Source organism: uncultured Nocardioides sp. (genome assembly GCF_947489365.1).
GTDB lineage: Bacteria > Actinomycetota > Actinomycetes > Propionibacteriales > Nocardioidaceae > Nocardioides.
Genome location: NZ_CANLDB010000002.1, coordinates 409,640 through 425,844, shown reverse-complemented (window position 1 = coordinate 425,844; position 16,205 = coordinate 409,640). Strand labels below are relative to the sequence as shown.

The 16,205-nt window shown below is 75.2% G+C and carries 20 protein-coding genes; 14 read left to right on the top strand and 6 right to left on the bottom strand.

Features of this window, described 5'->3' with window-relative positions; all coding sequences use genetic code 11:
* Nucleotides 1-3 precede the first annotated feature (3 nt).
* A complete protein-coding gene (locus Q0858_RS07390) occupies nt 4-933 on the bottom strand; it encodes an oxidoreductase (RefSeq protein ID WP_299052229.1) in 930 nt (309 codons plus the stop codon).
* Between the two features lie 32 nt (nt 934-965).
* Here Q0858_RS07390 and Q0858_RS07385 point away from each other — a divergent pair, with 32 nt between their 5' ends.
* Genes Q0858_RS07385 through Q0858_RS07370 form a run of 4 tightly spaced genes read left to right on the top strand, consistent with a single transcriptional unit; the run spans nt 966 to nt 3,780 of the window.
* The gene (locus Q0858_RS07385; RefSeq protein WP_299052227.1) at nt 966-1,631 is read left to right on the top strand and encodes a VOC family protein; all 666 of its coding nucleotides are present in this window, start codon (nt 966-968) and stop codon (nt 1,629-1,631) included.
* A gap of 22 nt (nt 1,632-1,653) precedes the next feature.
* Nucleotides 1,654-2,721, top strand: coding sequence for a succinyl-diaminopimelate desuccinylase (gene dapE / locus Q0858_RS07380; RefSeq protein ID WP_299052225.1), 1,068 nt, complete (start codon nt 1,654-1,656; stop codon nt 2,719-2,721).
* Nucleotides 2,706-3,473: a TIGR00730 family Rossman fold protein gene (locus Q0858_RS07375; protein ID WP_299052223.1), complete on the top strand. Its 768-nt coding sequence runs from the start codon at nt 2,706-2,708 to the stop codon at nt 3,471-3,473. The genes dapE and Q0858_RS07375 overlap by 16 nt, the downstream gene beginning before the upstream one ends.
* Nucleotides 3,474-3,480: 7 nt before the next feature.
* On the top strand, nt 3,481-3,780 hold the full coding sequence (locus Q0858_RS07370) for a DivIVA domain-containing protein (RefSeq protein WP_299052221.1): 300 nt from the start codon (nt 3,481-3,483) through the stop codon (nt 3,778-3,780).
* Here Q0858_RS07370 and Q0858_RS07365 read toward each other — a convergent pair.
* Nucleotides 3,767-4,561: an enoyl-CoA hydratase-related protein gene (locus Q0858_RS07365; protein ID WP_299052219.1), complete on the bottom strand. Its 795-nt coding sequence runs from the start codon at nt 4,559-4,561 to the stop codon at nt 3,767-3,769. The two genes, Q0858_RS07370 and Q0858_RS07365, sit on opposite strands and share 14 nt — an antisense overlap.
* A gap of 110 nt (nt 4,562-4,671) precedes the next feature.
* Between Q0858_RS07365 and Q0858_RS07360 the strand changes: the two genes are divergently transcribed.
* Together Q0858_RS07360 and Q0858_RS07355 are read left to right on the top strand one after the other, a co-directional pair.
* Nucleotides 4,672-4,839, top strand: a complete 168-nt coding sequence (locus Q0858_RS07360) for a DUF3117 domain-containing protein (protein WP_299052217.1) — start codon at nt 4,672-4,674, stop codon at nt 4,837-4,839.
* A 3-nt stretch (nt 4,840-4,842) separates the two neighbouring features.
* Complete coding sequence (locus Q0858_RS07355; protein ID WP_299052215.1) at nt 4,843-6,429, top strand: M17 family metallopeptidase; 1,587 nt, start codon at nt 4,843-4,845, stop codon at nt 6,427-6,429.
* A gap of 22 nt (nt 6,430-6,451) precedes the next feature.
* On the opposite strand, the gene Q0858_RS07350 is transcribed toward Q0858_RS07355, so the two are convergent.
* Nucleotides 6,452-7,078, bottom strand: coding sequence for an O-methyltransferase (locus tag Q0858_RS07350; protein ID WP_299052213.1), 627 nt, complete (start codon nt 7,076-7,078; stop codon nt 6,452-6,454).
* Nucleotides 7,079-7,191: 113 nt separating this feature from the next.
* Here Q0858_RS07350 and sigE point away from each other — a divergent pair, with 113 nt between their 5' ends.
* Genes sigE through Q0858_RS07335 form a run of 3 tightly spaced genes read left to right on the top strand, consistent with a single transcriptional unit; the run spans nt 7,192 to nt 9,763 of the window.
* Nucleotides 7,192-7,806, top strand: coding sequence for an RNA polymerase sigma factor SigE (sigE, locus tag Q0858_RS07345; protein ID WP_299052211.1), 615 nt, complete (start codon nt 7,192-7,194; stop codon nt 7,804-7,806).
* Nucleotides 7,803-8,282: a hypothetical protein gene (locus tag Q0858_RS07340; protein ID WP_299052209.1), complete on the top strand. Its 480-nt coding sequence runs from the start codon at nt 7,803-7,805 to the stop codon at nt 8,280-8,282. The genes sigE and Q0858_RS07340 overlap by 4 nt, the downstream gene beginning before the upstream one ends.
* Nucleotides 8,279-9,763, top strand: coding sequence for a trypsin-like peptidase domain-containing protein (locus tag Q0858_RS07335; protein WP_299052207.1), 1,485 nt, complete (start codon nt 8,279-8,281; stop codon nt 9,761-9,763). Before Q0858_RS07340 ends, Q0858_RS07335 begins: the two co-directional genes overlap by 4 nt.
* Nucleotides 9,764-9,783: 20 nt before the next feature.
* Here the strand turns inward: Q0858_RS07335 and Q0858_RS07330 are convergent, their stop codons facing one another.
* Complete coding sequence (locus tag Q0858_RS07330; RefSeq protein ID WP_299052205.1) at nt 9,784-10,035, bottom strand: helix-turn-helix domain-containing protein; 252 nt, start codon at nt 10,033-10,035, stop codon at nt 9,784-9,786.
* Nucleotides 10,036-10,135: 100 nt separating this feature from the next.
* Here Q0858_RS07330 and Q0858_RS07325 point away from each other — a divergent pair, with 100 nt between their 5' ends.
* From Q0858_RS07325 to Q0858_RS07315, 3 genes are read left to right on the top strand one after another with little or no spacing between them, the layout of a single operon-like run.
* Complete coding sequence (locus Q0858_RS07325; protein WP_299052203.1) at nt 10,136-10,339, top strand: hypothetical protein; 204 nt, start codon at nt 10,136-10,138, stop codon at nt 10,337-10,339.
* A gap of 14 nt (nt 10,340-10,353) precedes the next feature.
* The gene (locus Q0858_RS07320) at nt 10,354-10,812 is read left to right on the top strand and encodes a hypothetical protein (protein ID WP_299052201.1); all 459 of its coding nucleotides are present in this window, start codon (nt 10,354-10,356) and stop codon (nt 10,810-10,812) included.
* Nucleotides 10,809-12,092, top strand: a complete 1,284-nt coding sequence (locus Q0858_RS07315; protein WP_299052199.1) for a hypothetical protein — start codon at nt 10,809-10,811, stop codon at nt 12,090-12,092. Before Q0858_RS07320 ends, Q0858_RS07315 begins: the two co-directional genes overlap by 4 nt.
* Here the strand turns inward: Q0858_RS07315 and Q0858_RS07310 are convergent.
* Entirely contained in the window at nt 12,055-13,380 is a 1,326-nt protein-coding gene (locus tag Q0858_RS07310; protein ID WP_299052198.1) for a hypothetical protein, read from the bottom strand. The genes Q0858_RS07315 and Q0858_RS07310 overlap by 38 nt on opposite strands.
* Before the next feature lie 88 nt (nt 13,381-13,468).
* On the opposite strand from Q0858_RS07310, the gene Q0858_RS07305 reads away from it, so the two are divergent.
* Entirely contained in the window at nt 13,469-14,893 is a 1,425-nt protein-coding gene (locus tag Q0858_RS07305; protein WP_299052196.1) for a wax ester/triacylglycerol synthase family O-acyltransferase, read from the top strand.
* 4 nt (nt 14,894-14,897) lie between these two features.
* Here Q0858_RS07305 and Q0858_RS07300 read toward each other — a convergent pair whose 3' ends face one another.
* Nucleotides 14,898-15,464, bottom strand: coding sequence for a dihydrofolate reductase family protein (locus Q0858_RS07300; RefSeq protein WP_299052194.1), 567 nt, complete (start codon nt 15,462-15,464; stop codon nt 14,898-14,900).
* A 77-nt stretch (nt 15,465-15,541) separates the two neighbouring features.
* Between Q0858_RS07300 and Q0858_RS07295 the strand changes: the two genes are divergently transcribed.
* The gene (locus tag Q0858_RS07295) at nt 15,542-16,108 is read left to right on the top strand and encodes a TetR/AcrR family transcriptional regulator (RefSeq protein ID WP_299052193.1); all 567 of its coding nucleotides are present in this window, start codon (nt 15,542-15,544) and stop codon (nt 16,106-16,108) included.
* Nucleotides 16,109-16,205: the final 97 nt, after the last annotated feature.

Below are 16,205 nucleotides of genomic sequence, written 5' to 3'. Positions count from 1 at the left end.
GCCTCAGATCGAGAAGGTGACCCCGGTGAGTTCCTCGGACGCCGCCCACAGGAGGTCCTGGGCCTGCGGGTCGTGGGAGCGGCCGGTCGAGGCCACCCAGACGGGGAGCCCGACGGCCTCGCCGGGGCCGGCGGGGCCGAAGTAGTCGCTGCCCGCGGCGGCGGGGTCCGTGGCGGCCCGGAGGGTGCCGAGCGCGCCCACCGCCGCCGAGTTCTGCAGCCGCGAGGCCAGCGAGGCGCCGAGGCGCAGCGGGCCCGGCAGGTTGCGCACCAGCTCGGTGGCCGCGATCCCAGGGTGCGCCGCCAGCGCGGACGCGGGGGAGCCGGCGTCGCGCAGCCGTCGGTCCAGGCGGTAGGTGAAGAGCAGGTTGGCGAGCTTCGAGCGGCCGTACGCCGCCACCCGCTCGTAGCCCCGGGTGAACTGCAGGTCGTCGAAGTCGATCCGCGACCGGATCTTGTGGGCCACGCTGCTCACCGACACGACCCGGCCCGCCGGGGCGGCCAGCACCCGGTCCATCAGCAGCCCCGTCAGGGCGAAGTGACCGAGGTGGTTGGTGCCCATCTGCATCTCGAAGCCGTCGGCGGTCTCCTTGCGCGGGTTGACGTACATGACGCCCGCGTTGTTGATCAGCAGGTCGATGCGCTCGTAGCGGTCGGCCAGCGCGGACGCCGCCGCGCGCACCGAGTCGAGCGAGGACAGGTCGAGCTCCTGCACCCGCAGGTCGGCGCCCGGGACCTCGGCGTGGATGTCGGCCATCGCCTCGGCGCCCTTCGCGTGGTCGCGGCAGGCCAGCTCGACGGTCGCCCCGGCGCGGGCGAGCTCGCGGGCGGTCTCACGGCCCAGCCCGGTGTTGGCGCCGGTCACGACCGCGACCCTCCCCTCCTGGCTCGGGATGTCGCGGGCGGTCCAGGGCTCGGAGGTGAAGGCAGGCATGCGTCCACGGTAGAGACTGCTTGACTGCGGCCATGACCGGATCCGCACGCTGGAAGGACCTCTGCCTGGACGCCGAGGACCCGGCGACGCTCGGCCCGTTCTGGGCCGCCGTGCTGGGGCTCGGCGGGGAGACCTCGACCGGCACCCACTCCCTGGAGGGCAGGCACGACGCCCAGCGCGTGTGGGTCAACCTCGTCGACCGTCCCCAGCGGGTCAAGAACCGCGTGCACCTCGACGTCCACGCCGTCTCGATCGCCGACCTCGAGGGGACGGGGGCGACGGTCCTGGCCGACTCCGACGACACCGGCCTCGACTGGACCGTCCTGGCCGACCCCGAGGGCGGCGAGTTCTGCGCCTTCGTCAGCCGCAGGGACCCCCGCCGAGGTCTGTACGCCGTCGTCGTCGACAGCGTTGACCCGGAGGCGCAGGCGCGGTGGTGGGCCCACGTGCTCGGTGCGGAGGTCGACGCGTCCCATGCCCCGGAGGCGTGGACGGTGCCGCAGCCGGACCCCGCGCCGCCGTTGGTCTTCGTCGGGGTCCCCGAGCCCCGGGTGGGCCCGAACCGGGTCCACGTCGACCTCCTCGGCGACGCCGACGCGCTGCTGGGGGCGGGCGCGACCCCCCTCTGGGACACCGAGGGGTGGCGCGTCCTCGCCGACCCGGAGGGCAACGAGCTCTGCGTCTTCGCCGACCGCTGAGCACGGCTGGTTGACTACCCGCGTGCCCACGCTCGACCTGACGACCGACGTCGTGACCCTCACCCGCCACCTGGTCGACATCGAGTCGGTCAGCCACGACGAGCAGAGCATCGCCGACGCCGTCGAGGCCGCGCTGTCCGCGCTGCCGCACCTGAGCGTCGTACGCCGGGGCAACACGGTCGTCGCCCGCACCGACCTCGGTCGCGCCGAGCGGGTGGTGCTCGCCGGGCACCTCGACACGGTGCCGCTGAACCACAACCTGCCCTCGCGCCTCGACGAGGAGACCGGGATCCTCCACGGCCTCGGCACCTGCGACATGAAGGGCGGCGACGCGGTCATCCTGAAGCTCGCCCACGCCCTCACCGAGCCCGTCCGCGACGTCACGTACGTGCTGTACGAGGCGGAGGAGGTCGAGGACGTCCACAACGGTCTCGGCAAGCTCGCCGCCAGCGACCCGGACCTGCTGAGAGCCGACTTCGCGATCCTCATGGAGCCCAGCAACGCCGGCGTCGAGGCCGGCTGCCAGGGCACCCTCCGCGTCGACGTCACCACCCGCGGCGAGCGCGCCCACTCCGCCCGTGCCTGGCGCGGCGTCAACGCGATCCACGGCGCCGCTGACGTCCTCGCCCGGCTGCAGGCGTACGAGCCCCGCCGGCCCGAGATCGACGGTCTCACCTACGTCGAGGGGCTCAACGCCGTCCGGATCCGCGGCGGCGTGGCGGGCAACGTGATCCCCGACGAGTGCGTGGTCGAGGTCAACTTCCGCTTCGCCCCCGACCGCAGCACGGACGACGCCGAGGCCTTCGTGCGTGCCTTCTTCGACGGCTACGAGGTCACCCTCACCGACCTCGCCCCGGCCGCGCTGCCCGGCCTCTCGCGGCCCGCGGCCGCGGCCTTCGTCGAGGCGACCGGCGGGAGGGTCGGCCCGAAGTTCGGCTGGACCGACGTGGCCCGCTTCAGCGCACTCGGCGTGCCCGCGGTGAACTACGGACCGGGCGACCCGATGTACGCCCACACCCAGGCCGAGCAGGTGCCGGTCGCCGAGATCGAGAAGTGCGAGGAGGTCCTGACCACATGGCTGACCACGTGAGCAGCGAGGAGGGCCGGTCCGCCGGCCCCACGCCGCAGCGGCAACGGGGCGCCACTCGCCTGCGCGGCGGCCACGTCGACACCTCGACGACGGACCAGCGGCTGCTCGACTCCCGCGGCCCCACCGACTGGGTGCACACCGACCCGTGGCGCGTGCTGCGGATCCAGTCCGAGTTCGTGGAGGGCTTCGGCACGCTGGCCGGTCTCGGCTCGGCCGTCGCCGTGTTCGGCTCGGCGCGCACCCCGGCCGGGCACCCGCAGTACGACCTCGGCGAGCTGGTCGGACGACGCCTCGCCGAGGAGCAGTTCGCCGTCATCACCGGCGGCGGTCCGGGAGCGATGGAGGCCGCCAACAAGGGCGCCTGCGAGGCCGGCGGGACGTCGGTGGGCCTCGGGATCGAGCTGCCCTTCGAGCAGGGCCTCAACCCCTACGTCGACATCGGGATCGACTTCCGCTACTTCTTCGTCCGCAAGACCATGTTCGTGAAGTACTCGCAGGGCTTCATCGTGCTCCCCGGCGGCTTCGGCACGCTGGACGAGCTGTTCGAGGCCCTCACCCTGGTGCAGACCCGCAAGGTGACGTCGTTCCCGGTCGCACTGCTCGGCGTCGAGTACTGGGGCGGCCTGCTCGAGTGGCTGCGCAGCACGATGCTGGTCGACGGCAAGATCGCGGCCAAGGACCTGGCGATGATGACGCTGACCGACGACGTCGAGGAGGCCGTCGCCCTGATGGTGGCGAGCCGCCAGTCGTGAGCCGGACGTGACCTGGGTCTTCGCCATCCTCCTCGTGCTCGCGATGGGGGGCGTCGCCGCCGTCGCCGCCGGCCGGGGGAGCGGGCTGGCCGAGGACGACGAGCCGACCGCGCCGTCCCCCGCGGACGGGCCGTTGGACGCCGCGGGCCTGCGCGCGGTCCGCTTCCCGCTCGCGCTCCGGGGCTACCGGATGCGGGACGTCGACGCGCTGCTCGACCGTCTCGCGCAGCGCGAGGCCGCGCGGGAGGTCGAGGAACGGGAGCGCCGCTGCAGCGGCGACGAGCCCCCGGACCTCACCGCCCCCTGAAGGTCGGCTTCTCCTTCGCCAGGAACGAGTCGACCGCGGCCGTGTGGTCCTCGGTGGCGCCCGTGCGCGCCATCTGCGAGCCCTCGAACGCGAGGACGTCGGCCAGCTCGTGCGTCGCGGAGTAGGCCAGCGACGCCTTGATCGCGCCGTACGCGACGGTGGGCCCGGCCGCGAGGCGGCCGGCCAGCTCGCCGGCGGCCGACGCGAGCTCGTCCGCGGGGACGACGCGGGTCGCCAGCCCCAGCTTGAGGCACTCCTCGGCGCCGATCGTGCGCGGCATCAGGAGCAGCTCCATCGCGCGGGCGTGGCCGACGAGGCGGGGCAGGGTCAGGCTCGAGCCGGTGTCGCACGACAGCGCGATGCCGGAGAAAGCGAAGTTCATGCCGGCGGCGTCGGACAGGATGCGCAGGTCGCAGGCGAGCGCCAGGCTCGCGCCGGCACCGGCGGCCACGCCGTTGACCGCCGCGACCACCGGCTTCGGCATCGTCAGCAGCGAGGTCACCGTCGGGTTGTAGTGCTCGGCGACCGTGCTGCCCAGGACGTCGTCGCGTCCCTCGCGCAGGTGCTGCACGTGCTCTCTGAGGTCCTGGCCGACGCAGAACGCGCGCCCGGTGCCGGTCAGGACGACGCAGCGCACGGCGTCGTCCTCGGCGACCGAGGCCAGCGTGTCGCGCAGCAGCTCCTTCGTCGCGACGTCCAGGCCGTTCATCGCGTCGGGTCGGTTCAGCGTCACGGTCGCGACGCCGTCGGCGGTGGTCAGGACGACTTCGGGCTCGCTCACGGGCGTCAGTGTGCCCGATCACAGACCGTGGCGCGCGCACCGTGGGTGATGGGGGATACTGGGTGCAGCACGTTGGCGACCACCTTGGTGAGCACAGGAAGAGGTACGTGATGGCCGCGATGAAGCCACGGACCGGGGACGGCCCGCTGGAGGTCACGAAGGAGGGCCGCGGCATCGTCATGCGCGTTCCCCTGGAGGGCGGTGGCCGCCTCGTCGTGGAGCTGAACGCCGACGAGGCGGGGGCGCTGGGGAAGGCCCTCGACGGCGTCGTCGGCTGACCCGTGCCGCACCCGGACCCCCTCGTCCCACCCGTCCTCGACCTGCCGGGACTGCCCGAGCAGGCACCGCCGCCGGGCTTCGTGCTCGGCGCCGGTCCCGAGGACCCCGCCGACGTCCTCGCGGTGCCCGTCCTGGCCGCTGCGGGCGACGACGGCTCGGTGACGCTCGGACCGGGTGCGGACGCCGCGTTCGCCGCGCTCGGCCTCGACCCGTTCACCCTGCGGGACGTCGACCGCGCCACCGGCCGGGCCGGTGAGGTCGTCGCGCTGCCGCTGCTCGGCGGCGAGGAGCGCCCCGGGCTGCGGTCCGGCGCGACCCACCTGCTCCTGGTCGGGGTGGGCGACGGCTCCGCCCGCGACGTACGACGGGCCGGCGCGGCGCTGGCGAAGCGGTGCCGTGACCGCGACACCGTGGCCACCACCCTGGCCGCGGTGGACGACGAGGAGGCCCTCGAGGCGCTCGTCGTCGGCATGACCCTCGGCTCCTTCGGGCTGCACCTGCGCAGCGCGGGCCCGGCGTCGTCGCCGGTCGGACGGGTCGCGCTCGTCGGGGTGCCCGACGACCGGCCGCACCGCGAGCGGCTCGCTCGGGCCACGGCCCGCGCCGGCGCCGCCTGGACGGCCCGCGCGCTGGCCACCGTGCCCAGCAACGTCAAGGACCCCACCTGGATGGTCGGTCGCGCCGAGGCCGCCGCCGCCGCGGGCGACCGGCTGACGCTCACGGCGTGGGACGCGTCCGACCTCGAGCGTGAGGGCTTCGGCGGCGTCCTGGCCGTCGGTCGCGCCTCCGCGAGCGAGGCCCGCTTCGTGCGCCTGGACTACACCCCCCGCCGCGGCGGGCGCCGCGCGCCGCGGGTCGTGCTCGTCGGCAAGGGCATCACCTTCGACTCCGGCGGCCTGTCGCTCAAGCCCGCCGAGGGCATGGTGACGATGAAGCGGGACATGACGGGGGGCGGCGTCGTCATCGCCGTGCTCTCCGCCCTGGCCGCGCTCGACTGTCCCGTGCGGGTCACCGGCCTGGTGCCGCTGGCCGAGAACGCCGTCGCCGGCGACGCGCTGCGTCCCGGTGACGTCATCCGCCACCGCGGTGGCCGCACCACCGAGGTCACCAACACCGACGCCGAGGGCCGCCTCGTGCTGGCCGACGCGCTGGCGTACGCCGTCGAGGAGCTCTCCCCGGCCGCGCTGGTCGACGTGGCGACGCTGACCGGGGCGGCGAAGGTCGCCCTCGGGCAGCGCACCGGGGGGCTCTTCGCGGACGACGACGCCCTGGCCGCCGGCCTCCTCGCCTCCGGCACGGCGGTGGGGGAGCCGCTGTGGCGCCTGCCGCTCACCGCCGACTACGAGGCGAAGCTCGCCTCGCCCGTGGCCGACGCGGACAACGCGCCGGGCGGACCGGGCGCGACGACCGCGGCGCTGTTCCTGCAGCACTTCACCGGTGACGTGCCGTGGGCGCACCTCGACATCGCCTCGTCGGGCGACTCGCCGTCCGACTGGCACGAGTGGACCGTCGGACCCACGGGCTTCGGGGTCCGGCTGCTGCTCGACTGGCTCACCTCCGCCGACCCTCTGGCCGGCGTCGGCGACTAGTGCGGCGAGGGCGACGGGGCCGCTAGCCGCGCTTCTGCGCGAGCAGCAGCCCGTCGCCGACGGGCAGCAGCACGGGGAGCAGGTCCTCGTGCTCGGCGACCGTCGAGAGCAGGTCGCGGACGGCGACGGTCTCGCCGTCCTGCACCGAGGCGTCGGCGACCCGGTCGTGCCACAGGGAGTTGTCGAACGCCACCACGCCACCGGGCCGCAGCAGCCGCAGCGCCGCGGTGAGGTACTCGCCGTACTCGCGCTTGTCGCCGTCGCACAGCACCAGGTCGTAGGCGCCGTCCGTCAGCCGGGGCAGCACCTCCAGGGCCGCGCCGGGGATGGTCCGGGCCCGGTTGACCGGGTAGCCGGCGGCGGTGAAGGCCTGCCGGGCGAGCCGCTGGTGCTCGGCCTCGACGTCGACCGTCGTCAGGACGCCGTCCGCGCGCATCCCGCGGAGCAGCCAGATCCCGGAGACGCCGGTGCCCGTGCCGATCTCGACGACGGCCTTGGCGTCCATCGCGGCGGCCACGAAGCGCAGCGCCGCGCCGACGCCCTGGTGGACGGGGACGACCCCGACCTCGCGGGCGCGCTCACGGGCCGTGGCGAGGACCTCGTCCTCGCCGACGAAGGTCTCGGCGAAGACCCAGCTCGCGGTGCTCACGGGGCTCACAGACTCGGTGATGACGGCCTCCTCCGGGTAGGGACACGACCCTAGCGGCAGACGGGGGCCGCGAGGTTCAGGCTCCTCTCAGCGTGGGTGCCTAGCGTTGGGCCATGGACGACGCCCCCGTGACCCTCACCTGGGACGACGTCGTCGAGCAGCACTCCGCCCGGGTCTTCCGCCTCGCCTACCGGCTGACCGGCAACCGGGCCGACGCCGAGGACCTCACCCAGGAGGTCTTCGTGCGGGTGGGGCGCTCGCTGTCGACCTTCACCCCGGGCTCGATCGAGGGCTGGCTGCACCGGATCACCACCAACGTCTTCCTCGACCAGGCCCGCCGGCGCCAGCGGATCCGCTTCGACCCGCTGTCCGACGACCGCGCCGGGCGGCTCCCCGAGCAGCGGCCGGGCCCCGACGCGGCGTACGCCGACCGCACCTTCGACGACGACGTCGAGCAGGCCCTGGCCTCGCTCCCGCCCGAGTTCCGGGCGGCCGTCGTGCTCTGCGACGTCGAGGGGATGTCGTACGAGGAGATCGCCGACGTCCTCGGCGCGAAGCTCGGCACCGTGCGCTCACGGATCCACCGGGGCCGGGCGATGCTGCGTCGCGGGCTCGCGCACCGCCACCCCGGGGCTGGGCGCCGGAGATACGGTGGCCCTGTGACTCCCGCGCCGCGCACCGACGACCGCGCTGACCAGCGGGGGCCCGCCCAGGCGGGTCGCCCGTGATCGGGCACCTCGGTCCCCACGTCAGCGCACTCCTCGACGGCCAGCTGGACCCGGTCGCCGAGGAGCGTGCCTGGGCCCACGTCGCGGGCTGCCCCACCTGCCACGCCGAGGTCGGGCGCCAGGGGTGGGTGAAGCACCGCCTGGCCTGCCTGTCGGGTGGCGTGCCGCCCGAGATCGGCGACCTCAAGACCGCCCTGCTCGCCGCCGGCCCCCCGCCCACGGGGGAGGAGCTGCTGGCCGCAGGCCACCTCGGCCACGTCGGTCCGGTCGGCCGGGCCCGGCCCCGCGGGCTGGGTGTGGGGCTCACGGCGCTGGGCACCGGTGCGGCGGGAGTCGTGGCGATCGGGATGCTGGCCGTGGTCGCGCCCGCCGCGGACGCCCCGACCGTCGACCGACGCACGCAGCCCGTGGTGCGACCCGTCGAGACCGCACGACCGACCGGCCCGACGCCGGTCCGAACCGGAGTGGAGCCGTGAGCGGTCACCCTGACGAGGAGTCCCGGGACCAGCAGGTCCCGGACCAGCGACCCGACGACACCCTGCGGCTGCCCTGGCACCCGCCCGGCCCCGCCCGACCGGCCCCCGTCGACGGCCCGCCCCAGGGTCCGCTGGCCGAGCCCGGCCGCGGCCCCGCGCCCGGTCCGGCCGGCCCCCCCGGTCCGCTCGGACCGCCCCAGCCCGGCTTCCGCTCGGGCCCGCCGGCCCCGATGGCTCCCCCCGGTACGCCGCCGCCCGGGATGCCCCGTCCCTGGGGACAGGGCTTCCCGCCGCCCGGTGGCCCGGGTGCCCCGATGGGTCCCGGTGCGCCGATGGGCCCCGGCGGCATGCGGCCGCCCCCTCGCTCCCAGCCTCCGCGCGGGCGTGTCCCCGGCTGGCTCATCCCGACCGTCGCCGCGGTCGCCCTGCTCGTCGGACTGCTCGGCGGCGGCATCGGTGCCGCCGTCGTGCTCGGGGCCGGCAGCGGTGGGCCGGGCACGGTCGCCGGCGGGCTGTCGGGCGTCGACGTCCGCACCGAGGCGCCGCTCGAGGCCGAGGACGGCTCCGTCGCCGCGGTGGCCCAGGAGCTCCTGCCCAGCACCGTCCAGATCCTGTCCCAGGGCGCCGACGGCGGGGCGACGGGCTCCGGGTTCGTGCTCGACCGCCAGGGCCACGTCGTCACCAACAACCACGTCGTCGCGGGCGCCGCGGAGCAGGACGGCTCGATCCAGCTCGTCGACTCCGAGGGCCAGCGGTACGACGCCGAGATCGTCGGCCGCAGCGCCGTGTACGACCTGGCCGTCCTCTACTCCGAGGACGCTCGCGACATGACCCCCGCCGCGCTCGGCTCGTCCAACGACCTCGCCATCGGCGAGGGCGTCGTGGCGATCGGGTCGCCGCTGGGCCTGACCTCCACCGTCACGTCCGGGATCGTCAGCGCCAAGAACCGTCCCGTGACCACGGGCGACGGCGACGAGTCGTCGTTCATCAGCGCGGTGCAGACCGACGCGGCCATCAACCCCGGCAACTCCGGCGGGCCCCTGGTCAACCTCGTCGGCCAGGTCGTCGGCGTGAACTCGGCCATCGCGACCGCCGGCGGCCTGGGCGGCAGCTCCGGCAACATCGGCGTCGGGTTCGCGATCCCCGTCGAGCAGGTCCAGGTCACCGCCGACCAGATCCTCCGCGACGGCGAGGCCAGCTACCCCGTCATCGGCGCCACCGTGCAGACCGGGGGCCAGGAGGGCGTCGCGGCCGCACCGGGCGCCACCGTCGAGGAGGTCCTGCCGGACTCCCCGGCCGAGGCGGCCGGCCTCGAGGCGGGCGACGTCATCACCGAGATCGAGGGCACCCTCGTGACCGACGGCGAGGCGCTGATCGTCGCCATCCGCACCTTCCAGCCGGGCGACACCATCGAGCTGACCCTCGACCGTGGCGGCGAGGAGCAGCAGGTCGACGTGGAGCTGGACTCCGAGGTCGGCTGAGAGGTCGGCTGAGTGGTCGGCTAGACCTCGCTGTCGACCCCGGGGGCCTCGACCTCCGTGAACGGGTGGCGGTCGACGTAGTCCCGGGTCTCGGCGTACATCCGCTGGATGTACTGCTCCAGCTCGGTGCTCTCGACCCGCCACTGCCCGCGGCCGCCGATCTTGATGGCGGGCAGGTCGCCGCGACGCACCAGCGCGTAGACCTGCGCGCTCGAGGTGCTGAGCATCTCGGCGACGTCGACCAGCGTGAGGAAGCGTGGCGTGCCGGGCATGCCCCCAACTCTGCCACTGCGGCCCGTCGCCCGCTGGGAGGGCACCCCGCCTGTGGAGAACGTCGTGACCACGACGGCCCCTCCGTCGCAAGATAGGCCGGTGAGCACGACGCCCGCCGCCACCCACACGCCTCCCGGAGGCGACCGCGCCGCTCCCGACGTCCCCGTCGCCACCCGGGCCCGCACCCCGGGATGGAGGGACCCGCGCCTGTGGATCGGGGTGCTGATCGTGGCGGTCTCCGTCGTGGTCGGCGTCCGGCTGGTGTCCTCGGCCGACGACTCTCGGTCGCGGTGTGGGGGCTGACGACGGACCTCGGGGTGGGCGACACCGTGACCGCCGAGGACCTCTCGGCCCGGCAGGTGCGGTTCGTCGACGAGGGCGACCTCGGGCTCTACCTGCCGGTGGACGACGAGCTGCCGTCCGACCTGCAGCTGACCCGCGCGGTCGGCGCCGGCGAGCTGCTCCCGCGCGCCGCGCTGGGCGGGTCGGGCACCTCCGACGTGGTGGAGGTCCCGCTCCCCGTCGCCCCGACGGGCATCCCGTCCTCGGTGCGGTCCGGCTCCCTCGTCGACGTGTACGTCGGCCGCGGCAGCCGCGGCTCCGACCTCGTGCTCGAGTCGGTCGTCGTCGTGGAGGCGCCGGGCGCCGCGGCGGAGCTCGGTGCCGCGGAGCCGCAGCGCGTCGTGGTCGGGGTGCCGGAGGAGCAGCGTGACGGCATCGAGGAGGCACTGGGCGGGCTCGCCGAGGGCACGGTCTACCTGACCCGCGTCCCGTGACGCACCCCGTGATCTGCGTCCTGCTGGTCGCGTCCGGGGCGGCGTGGGAGTCGGGTGCCGTCGGCGTCCTGGGCAGCAGCCCCGGCGTCGTGCTGCTCAAGCGCTGCGTGGACGTCGACGACCTGATGGCCGCCGCGACCACCGGTCAGGCCCAGGCCGCGGTCGTCGCGCTGGACGCCCCGGGTCTCGACGCGGCCGCGACCGACCACCTGCGCCGCCACGGCGTCCGCGTCGTCGCCGTCTCCGGCGGGGACCAGGACGAGGGCGCCGCGCGGATGCGCGCGTCGCGGGTCGGGGTGACCGCCCTGCTCGGCGAGGACCGGGTCGGCGAGCTCGGCGACGTCCTGGTCGCCGCCGGGGCCGACGAGCCCGTGACCGCCGAGGCGCTCGCCCCGGGCCCGGGCGCGAGTGAGGTCGCCGCGCCGGCGCCCGCCCCCGGCCGGGTGATCGCCGTCTGGGGTCCCCGTGGGGCTCCGGGGCGGACCCTGCTGGCCACGACGCTGGCCGCGGAGCTCGCCCACCGCGGGGTGCGGACCATGCTCGTGGACGCGGACCCGGGCGGTGGTGCCGTCGCCCAGGTCCTCGGCGTGATGGACGAGGTCTCGGGCCTGCTCGCCGCGGCCCGGCTCGCGGGGACCGGCGACCTCGCGGCGCGGCTCGCCACCGTGCAGCGCGCCGTGGCGCCCGGGCTCAGCGTGGTCACGGGCCTGCCGCGCGCCGACCGGTGGACCGAGGTGCGTCCCGGGGCGCTCGAGCACCTGCTGGAGGTGGCCCGCGAGCAGGCGGTGGTGGTGGTGGACACCGGCTCTGACCTGGATGACGACGGTGGCGCGCTCGGGCGGCCCGGGCGCAACCAGATGACGCTGGGGGCGCTGGAGGTCGCCGACGAGGTGGTCGTCGTCGGCACGGCGGACCCCGTCGGCCTGTCCCGGCTCGCGCGGGGGCTGGTCGAGGTGCGCGAGACGCTCGCCGGCGCGCCCGTGCGGGTCGTGGTGAACCGCATGCGGGCCAGCCTCGGCTGGAAGGAGTCCGAGGTCGCGACGATGGTCGAGGGGTTCGCACGGCTGAGCGGGCTGCACTTCGTGCCCGAGGACAGGGCCGGGGTCGACCGGGCCCTGGTCGCCGGGCGCAGCCTGCGTGAGAGCGGCGAGGAGCCCGTCGTCCGCGCCGTGTCCGACCTCGTCGACGTCATGGCGCCGTACACGGCGTCGGGCGTGCCGCGCAGCCGCGGGGCGGGGCGGCTCAGGCGGCGAACAGGAGCAGCAGCCCGCCGCCGGTGAAGACGACCATGACGGCCAGCAGCGGCAGCTGGCCGGTCAGCTGGTGGCGGCGGGGGAGCTCCTCGAGGGCGCGGTCGTGCGCGGCCACGGCGCCCGCGACGTGGCCGAGGACCACGCCGAGCACCTTGATGTTCGCGAGCAGGGTCGGGTGCAGGGAGAGCCAGTAGCTGACCGACAGGTCCGCGGTGCCGAACAGGTTGCTGCCGTTCGAGAGCGGGTCGCTGGCCTGGATCACGAGCGTCTGCCCGTCCTCGACGAACAGGCTCAGGTAGTGGGCGACGAAGTAGCCCACGACGATCGGCACGAGCGAGTGGGCGAACAGACCGCCGAGCGACCAGCGCGACGTGCCGGGCCGGACGCCGGTGGCGGCGCAGGCGGCGGCGAACAGCAGCCCCGCGAGGAGGCAGAAGCCGAGGAGTGCGGCCGTCGAGAGCAGGACGGCGGGGACGGGTCCGTCGTACCCCGTCTGGAACGACACCCAGACCGGTGACTCGCGGAAGGAGTCGTAGCTGGTGCTGCCGAACAGCACCGCGACCACGCCGAGCAGACCCGGCAGGACGGGGGTGCGGGACAGGTTCGCCAGCGGGGAGCGGAGCACCAGGCCGCCGTCCTCGTCGCGGCCCCACACCGACAGGCGGGCCACCAGGGACGAGAAGACCTCGAAGGGGTCGGCGCGGGCGAAGAAGCGGTCGCCGAACAGCACCCCGCCGAGGAGCATGACGGCGAGGTACGTCGCGAACCACAGGCGCACCGGCCCGAGCTCGTTGTAGCTGGGGAAGACGAGCTCGAACCAGACGAAGGCGAGCAGGCCCAGCGCGGCGGGCCACAGGCCGAGGCGCTCGGGGTAGCGGTGGACGCCCTCGGAGGGGTCGGTGCCCGCGACCTTCGCGACCAGCAGGTTGATGGTGCGGACCGGGCTGAGGGCCTTGTAGGCGTGCCCGAGCAGGAGCGAGGCCGGGACGATGCCCACCCACAGCAGCACGTAGAACATCCGGAAGACCGGGTTGATCAGGACGTCCTGGCCGAACAGGGCGGCGTACGTGCCGAAGCCGACGAGCGCGACGCCGACCAGGCGCGCGACCCAGGCCAGGCCCGCGGAGTCAGCGACCCGCCCGAGGCGGGGGACCGGACGGCCGCGCGAGGCCGCGAAGCGCGGCGTCCGCCACGCCAGGGCGAGGACGGTGAAGGAGACGACCAGGGCCCCCACGGCACCGGCGATCGCGAGGTCGCGGGGGATCGGGAGGTCCTCGGCGTTGCCGACGCCGTGTGCGAGGACGAGCCAGTCCACTCCGGTGTGCTCCTTCTGTCAGAATCGCCCCCCAGACTCCCAGAGCGGACAAAGAGCCCGGGCCACGGCCCGGGGAGAGGTGGCCCCAGTGGACCGGCTACGGCCGCGGGACCTGTCGCTGCTGGCGACCGAGGCCCAGACCCCCGTCCACAACGCGACCGTCGAGATCTTCGAGGGGGCCGGCTCCGGCACGGGCCTGACCCACGAGCGGCTGACGACGCTGGTTGCGGAGCGGATCGCCTTCGTGCCGCGCTACCGCCAGCGGCTGCAGGAGGTTCCCGGGGGCCTGGCCGCCCCGGCGTGGGTGGACGACACCCGTTTCGACCTCGCCTACCACGTCCGGCGCTCCGCCCTGCCGCGTCCGGGCGGCGAGGACCAGCTGCGAGAGCTCGTCGCGCGGATCGTGTCCCGGCCGCTCGACCGGAGCCGTCCCCTGTGGGAGCTCTACCTCGTCGAGGGGCTGGAGGGCGACCGCGTCGCACTGCTGTCGAAGTCCCACCCCGTGCTTGCCGACGGCGTGCACACGGTGGACCTCGCGCAGGTGCTCATCGACGCCGACGCCGAGGACCGCTCGCTCGGCGACCCCGACCCCTGGACGCCGAGGTCCCGTCCCGGCACCGCGGCGACGACCCTGTCGGCGGTCCGCGACACCGTCCGCCGTCCGTACACGGGCGTCGAGACCCTGACCGGCGCCGGGGCGGGGGCGCTCCGCGGCCTCGCCGGTGGCGCGAGAAGGGTCGCCGGCATCACCGGCGCCCTCGGGGGCCGCACGCCGACCTCGACGTCGCCGGTCACCCGGCCGCTCTCGCAGCAGCGGCGGCTCGTGCTGGCCCGCACCGACCTCGCCGTCCTGCGGGAGGTCCGGGAGGCCCACGGCGGCAGCGTCAACGACGTCGTGCTCGCCGTGGTGGCCGGGGGACTGCGCGGCTGGCTGATGACCCGCTCGGAGTCGATGGGCGGGATCCGTAAGCTGCGCGCCCTCGTCCCGCTGTCGGTCTTCGACGACGAGCTCGAGGCCACCTCGCTGGGCTCGCAGATCGCGGGCCACCTCGTCGACCTGCCCGTCGGGGAGCCCAACCCGGTGCTGCGCCTGCACCAGGTGTCGTACTCCTTCAAGGCCCACCGCGAGGGCGGCCGCGCCGTCGCCGCGCGGCGGCTGGTCTCCACCGCCGGGTTCGCGCCGTCGACGTACCACGCCCTCGGCTCGCGGCTGGTCGCCGCGGAGCGGTCGTCGCACTTCGACCTGTCGGTCACGAACGTGCCCGGCCCGCAGCAGCCCCGGTACGCCGCCGGCGCCCGCCTGCTCGCGACCTACCCGGTGCCGCCGCTCATGCCCGACCACGCGCTCGCCATCGGCGTCACGTCGTACGACGGCGGGGTGCACTTCGGCGTCACCACCGACCGCGACGCCCTCCCGGACGCCGACGTGCTGGGGCAGTGCCTGCTCGAGGCCGTCGACGAGCTCGTCGACTCCGCCCGCAACGCCGGCTCGCGCGCGCCGCGGGGCCGCTGAGCGCTCACGCGCGGCAGTACTCCTCCACCACGACGCCGGAGTCGAAGCGGCGTACGTCGGTGAGGGAGAACGGGTGCGCGGCCGAGGCCACGCCGGCGAACAACGGCACCCCGGAGCCGAGGACGACCGGGTTGCGCTTGAGCACCAGGCGGTCGACCTCGGCGAGCAGCGAGCCCGCCAGCCGGCCGCCGCCGCACAGCCACACGTCGAGGCCGTCCTCGCACTTGAGGTCGCGGACGGTGGTGACCGGGTCCGCCGTGAGCGTGACGTCGGCGGCGACCGGCCGGGGGTGCCGGCTGGCGACGTACTGGCGCAGGTGCGGGTAGGGACTGGCGATCCCGGCCCGCAGCGCCGGCTGCAGGGTCTCCCACCCCATGACGACGGTGTCGAAGCGCGTGCCCGGCGCCGTGAGGCCGAGCGCGCCGAGCACGTGGCCGGGCAGCGCGTCGGCGTACTCGGTGAGGACGACCGCGGCGTGGTCGCCCTCCACGAGGAAGGCGTCGTACCCGCCCTCGTCGTCGGCGATGAGGCCGTCGAGGCTGACGGCGACGTAGTAGACGAGGTCCCGCACAGGGCCCTCCTTTCACGACAGATGTAGTGGTCCACCTCAAAGTACAACAGGTGTCGTGGTCCGCGTATCCTGGGCCCGTGGCCCGCAACCCCGCCCGTCGTACGGCGCTCGCCGACGCCGGCATCACGGTCCTCGCCGAGCAGGGCGCCCGCGGCCTGACCCACCGGGCCGTCGACGCCGAGGCCGGCGTGCCGCGCGGCACGGCGTCCAACTACTTCGCCTCCCGCGACGACCTCGTCGGCGCCCTGGTCGCGCGGATCGAGGAGAGGCTGACCCCCGACCCGGCGGTCGCGGCGGCGGCACCTGCGGAGGGGACGGACCGCGAGCGCCTCGCCCACCACCTGCGCGACGTCGTCCGGAGGCTGACGGCGGACCCCCACGTGGCGCTGGCGCTGTTCGAGCTGCGGCTCGAGGCGGCGCGACGGCCGGAGGTCGCGCGGACGCTGGGGGCGTGGCGGCGCTCCGCGTTCACGGACGACGTCACCTTCCACGCCGCGGCCGGCCTCCCCGGCGGGCGCGCCGACCTGGCGCTCGTGCACCACGCCGTCGACGGACTGGTCCTCGACCGCCTCACCGTCCCGCTCGACCCCGGTGCGGACCTCGACGAGGTCGTCGACGCGCTGGCGGGCCGTCTGCTGCCCTGAGCAGCGGCTCCGCGGTTCGTGGCGCCCGAGCGCGGTCCTCAGCCCCGGGGCGGGGTCCGCCACCGACTTCGACACCGCCGCGGGCCGGGTGACACGA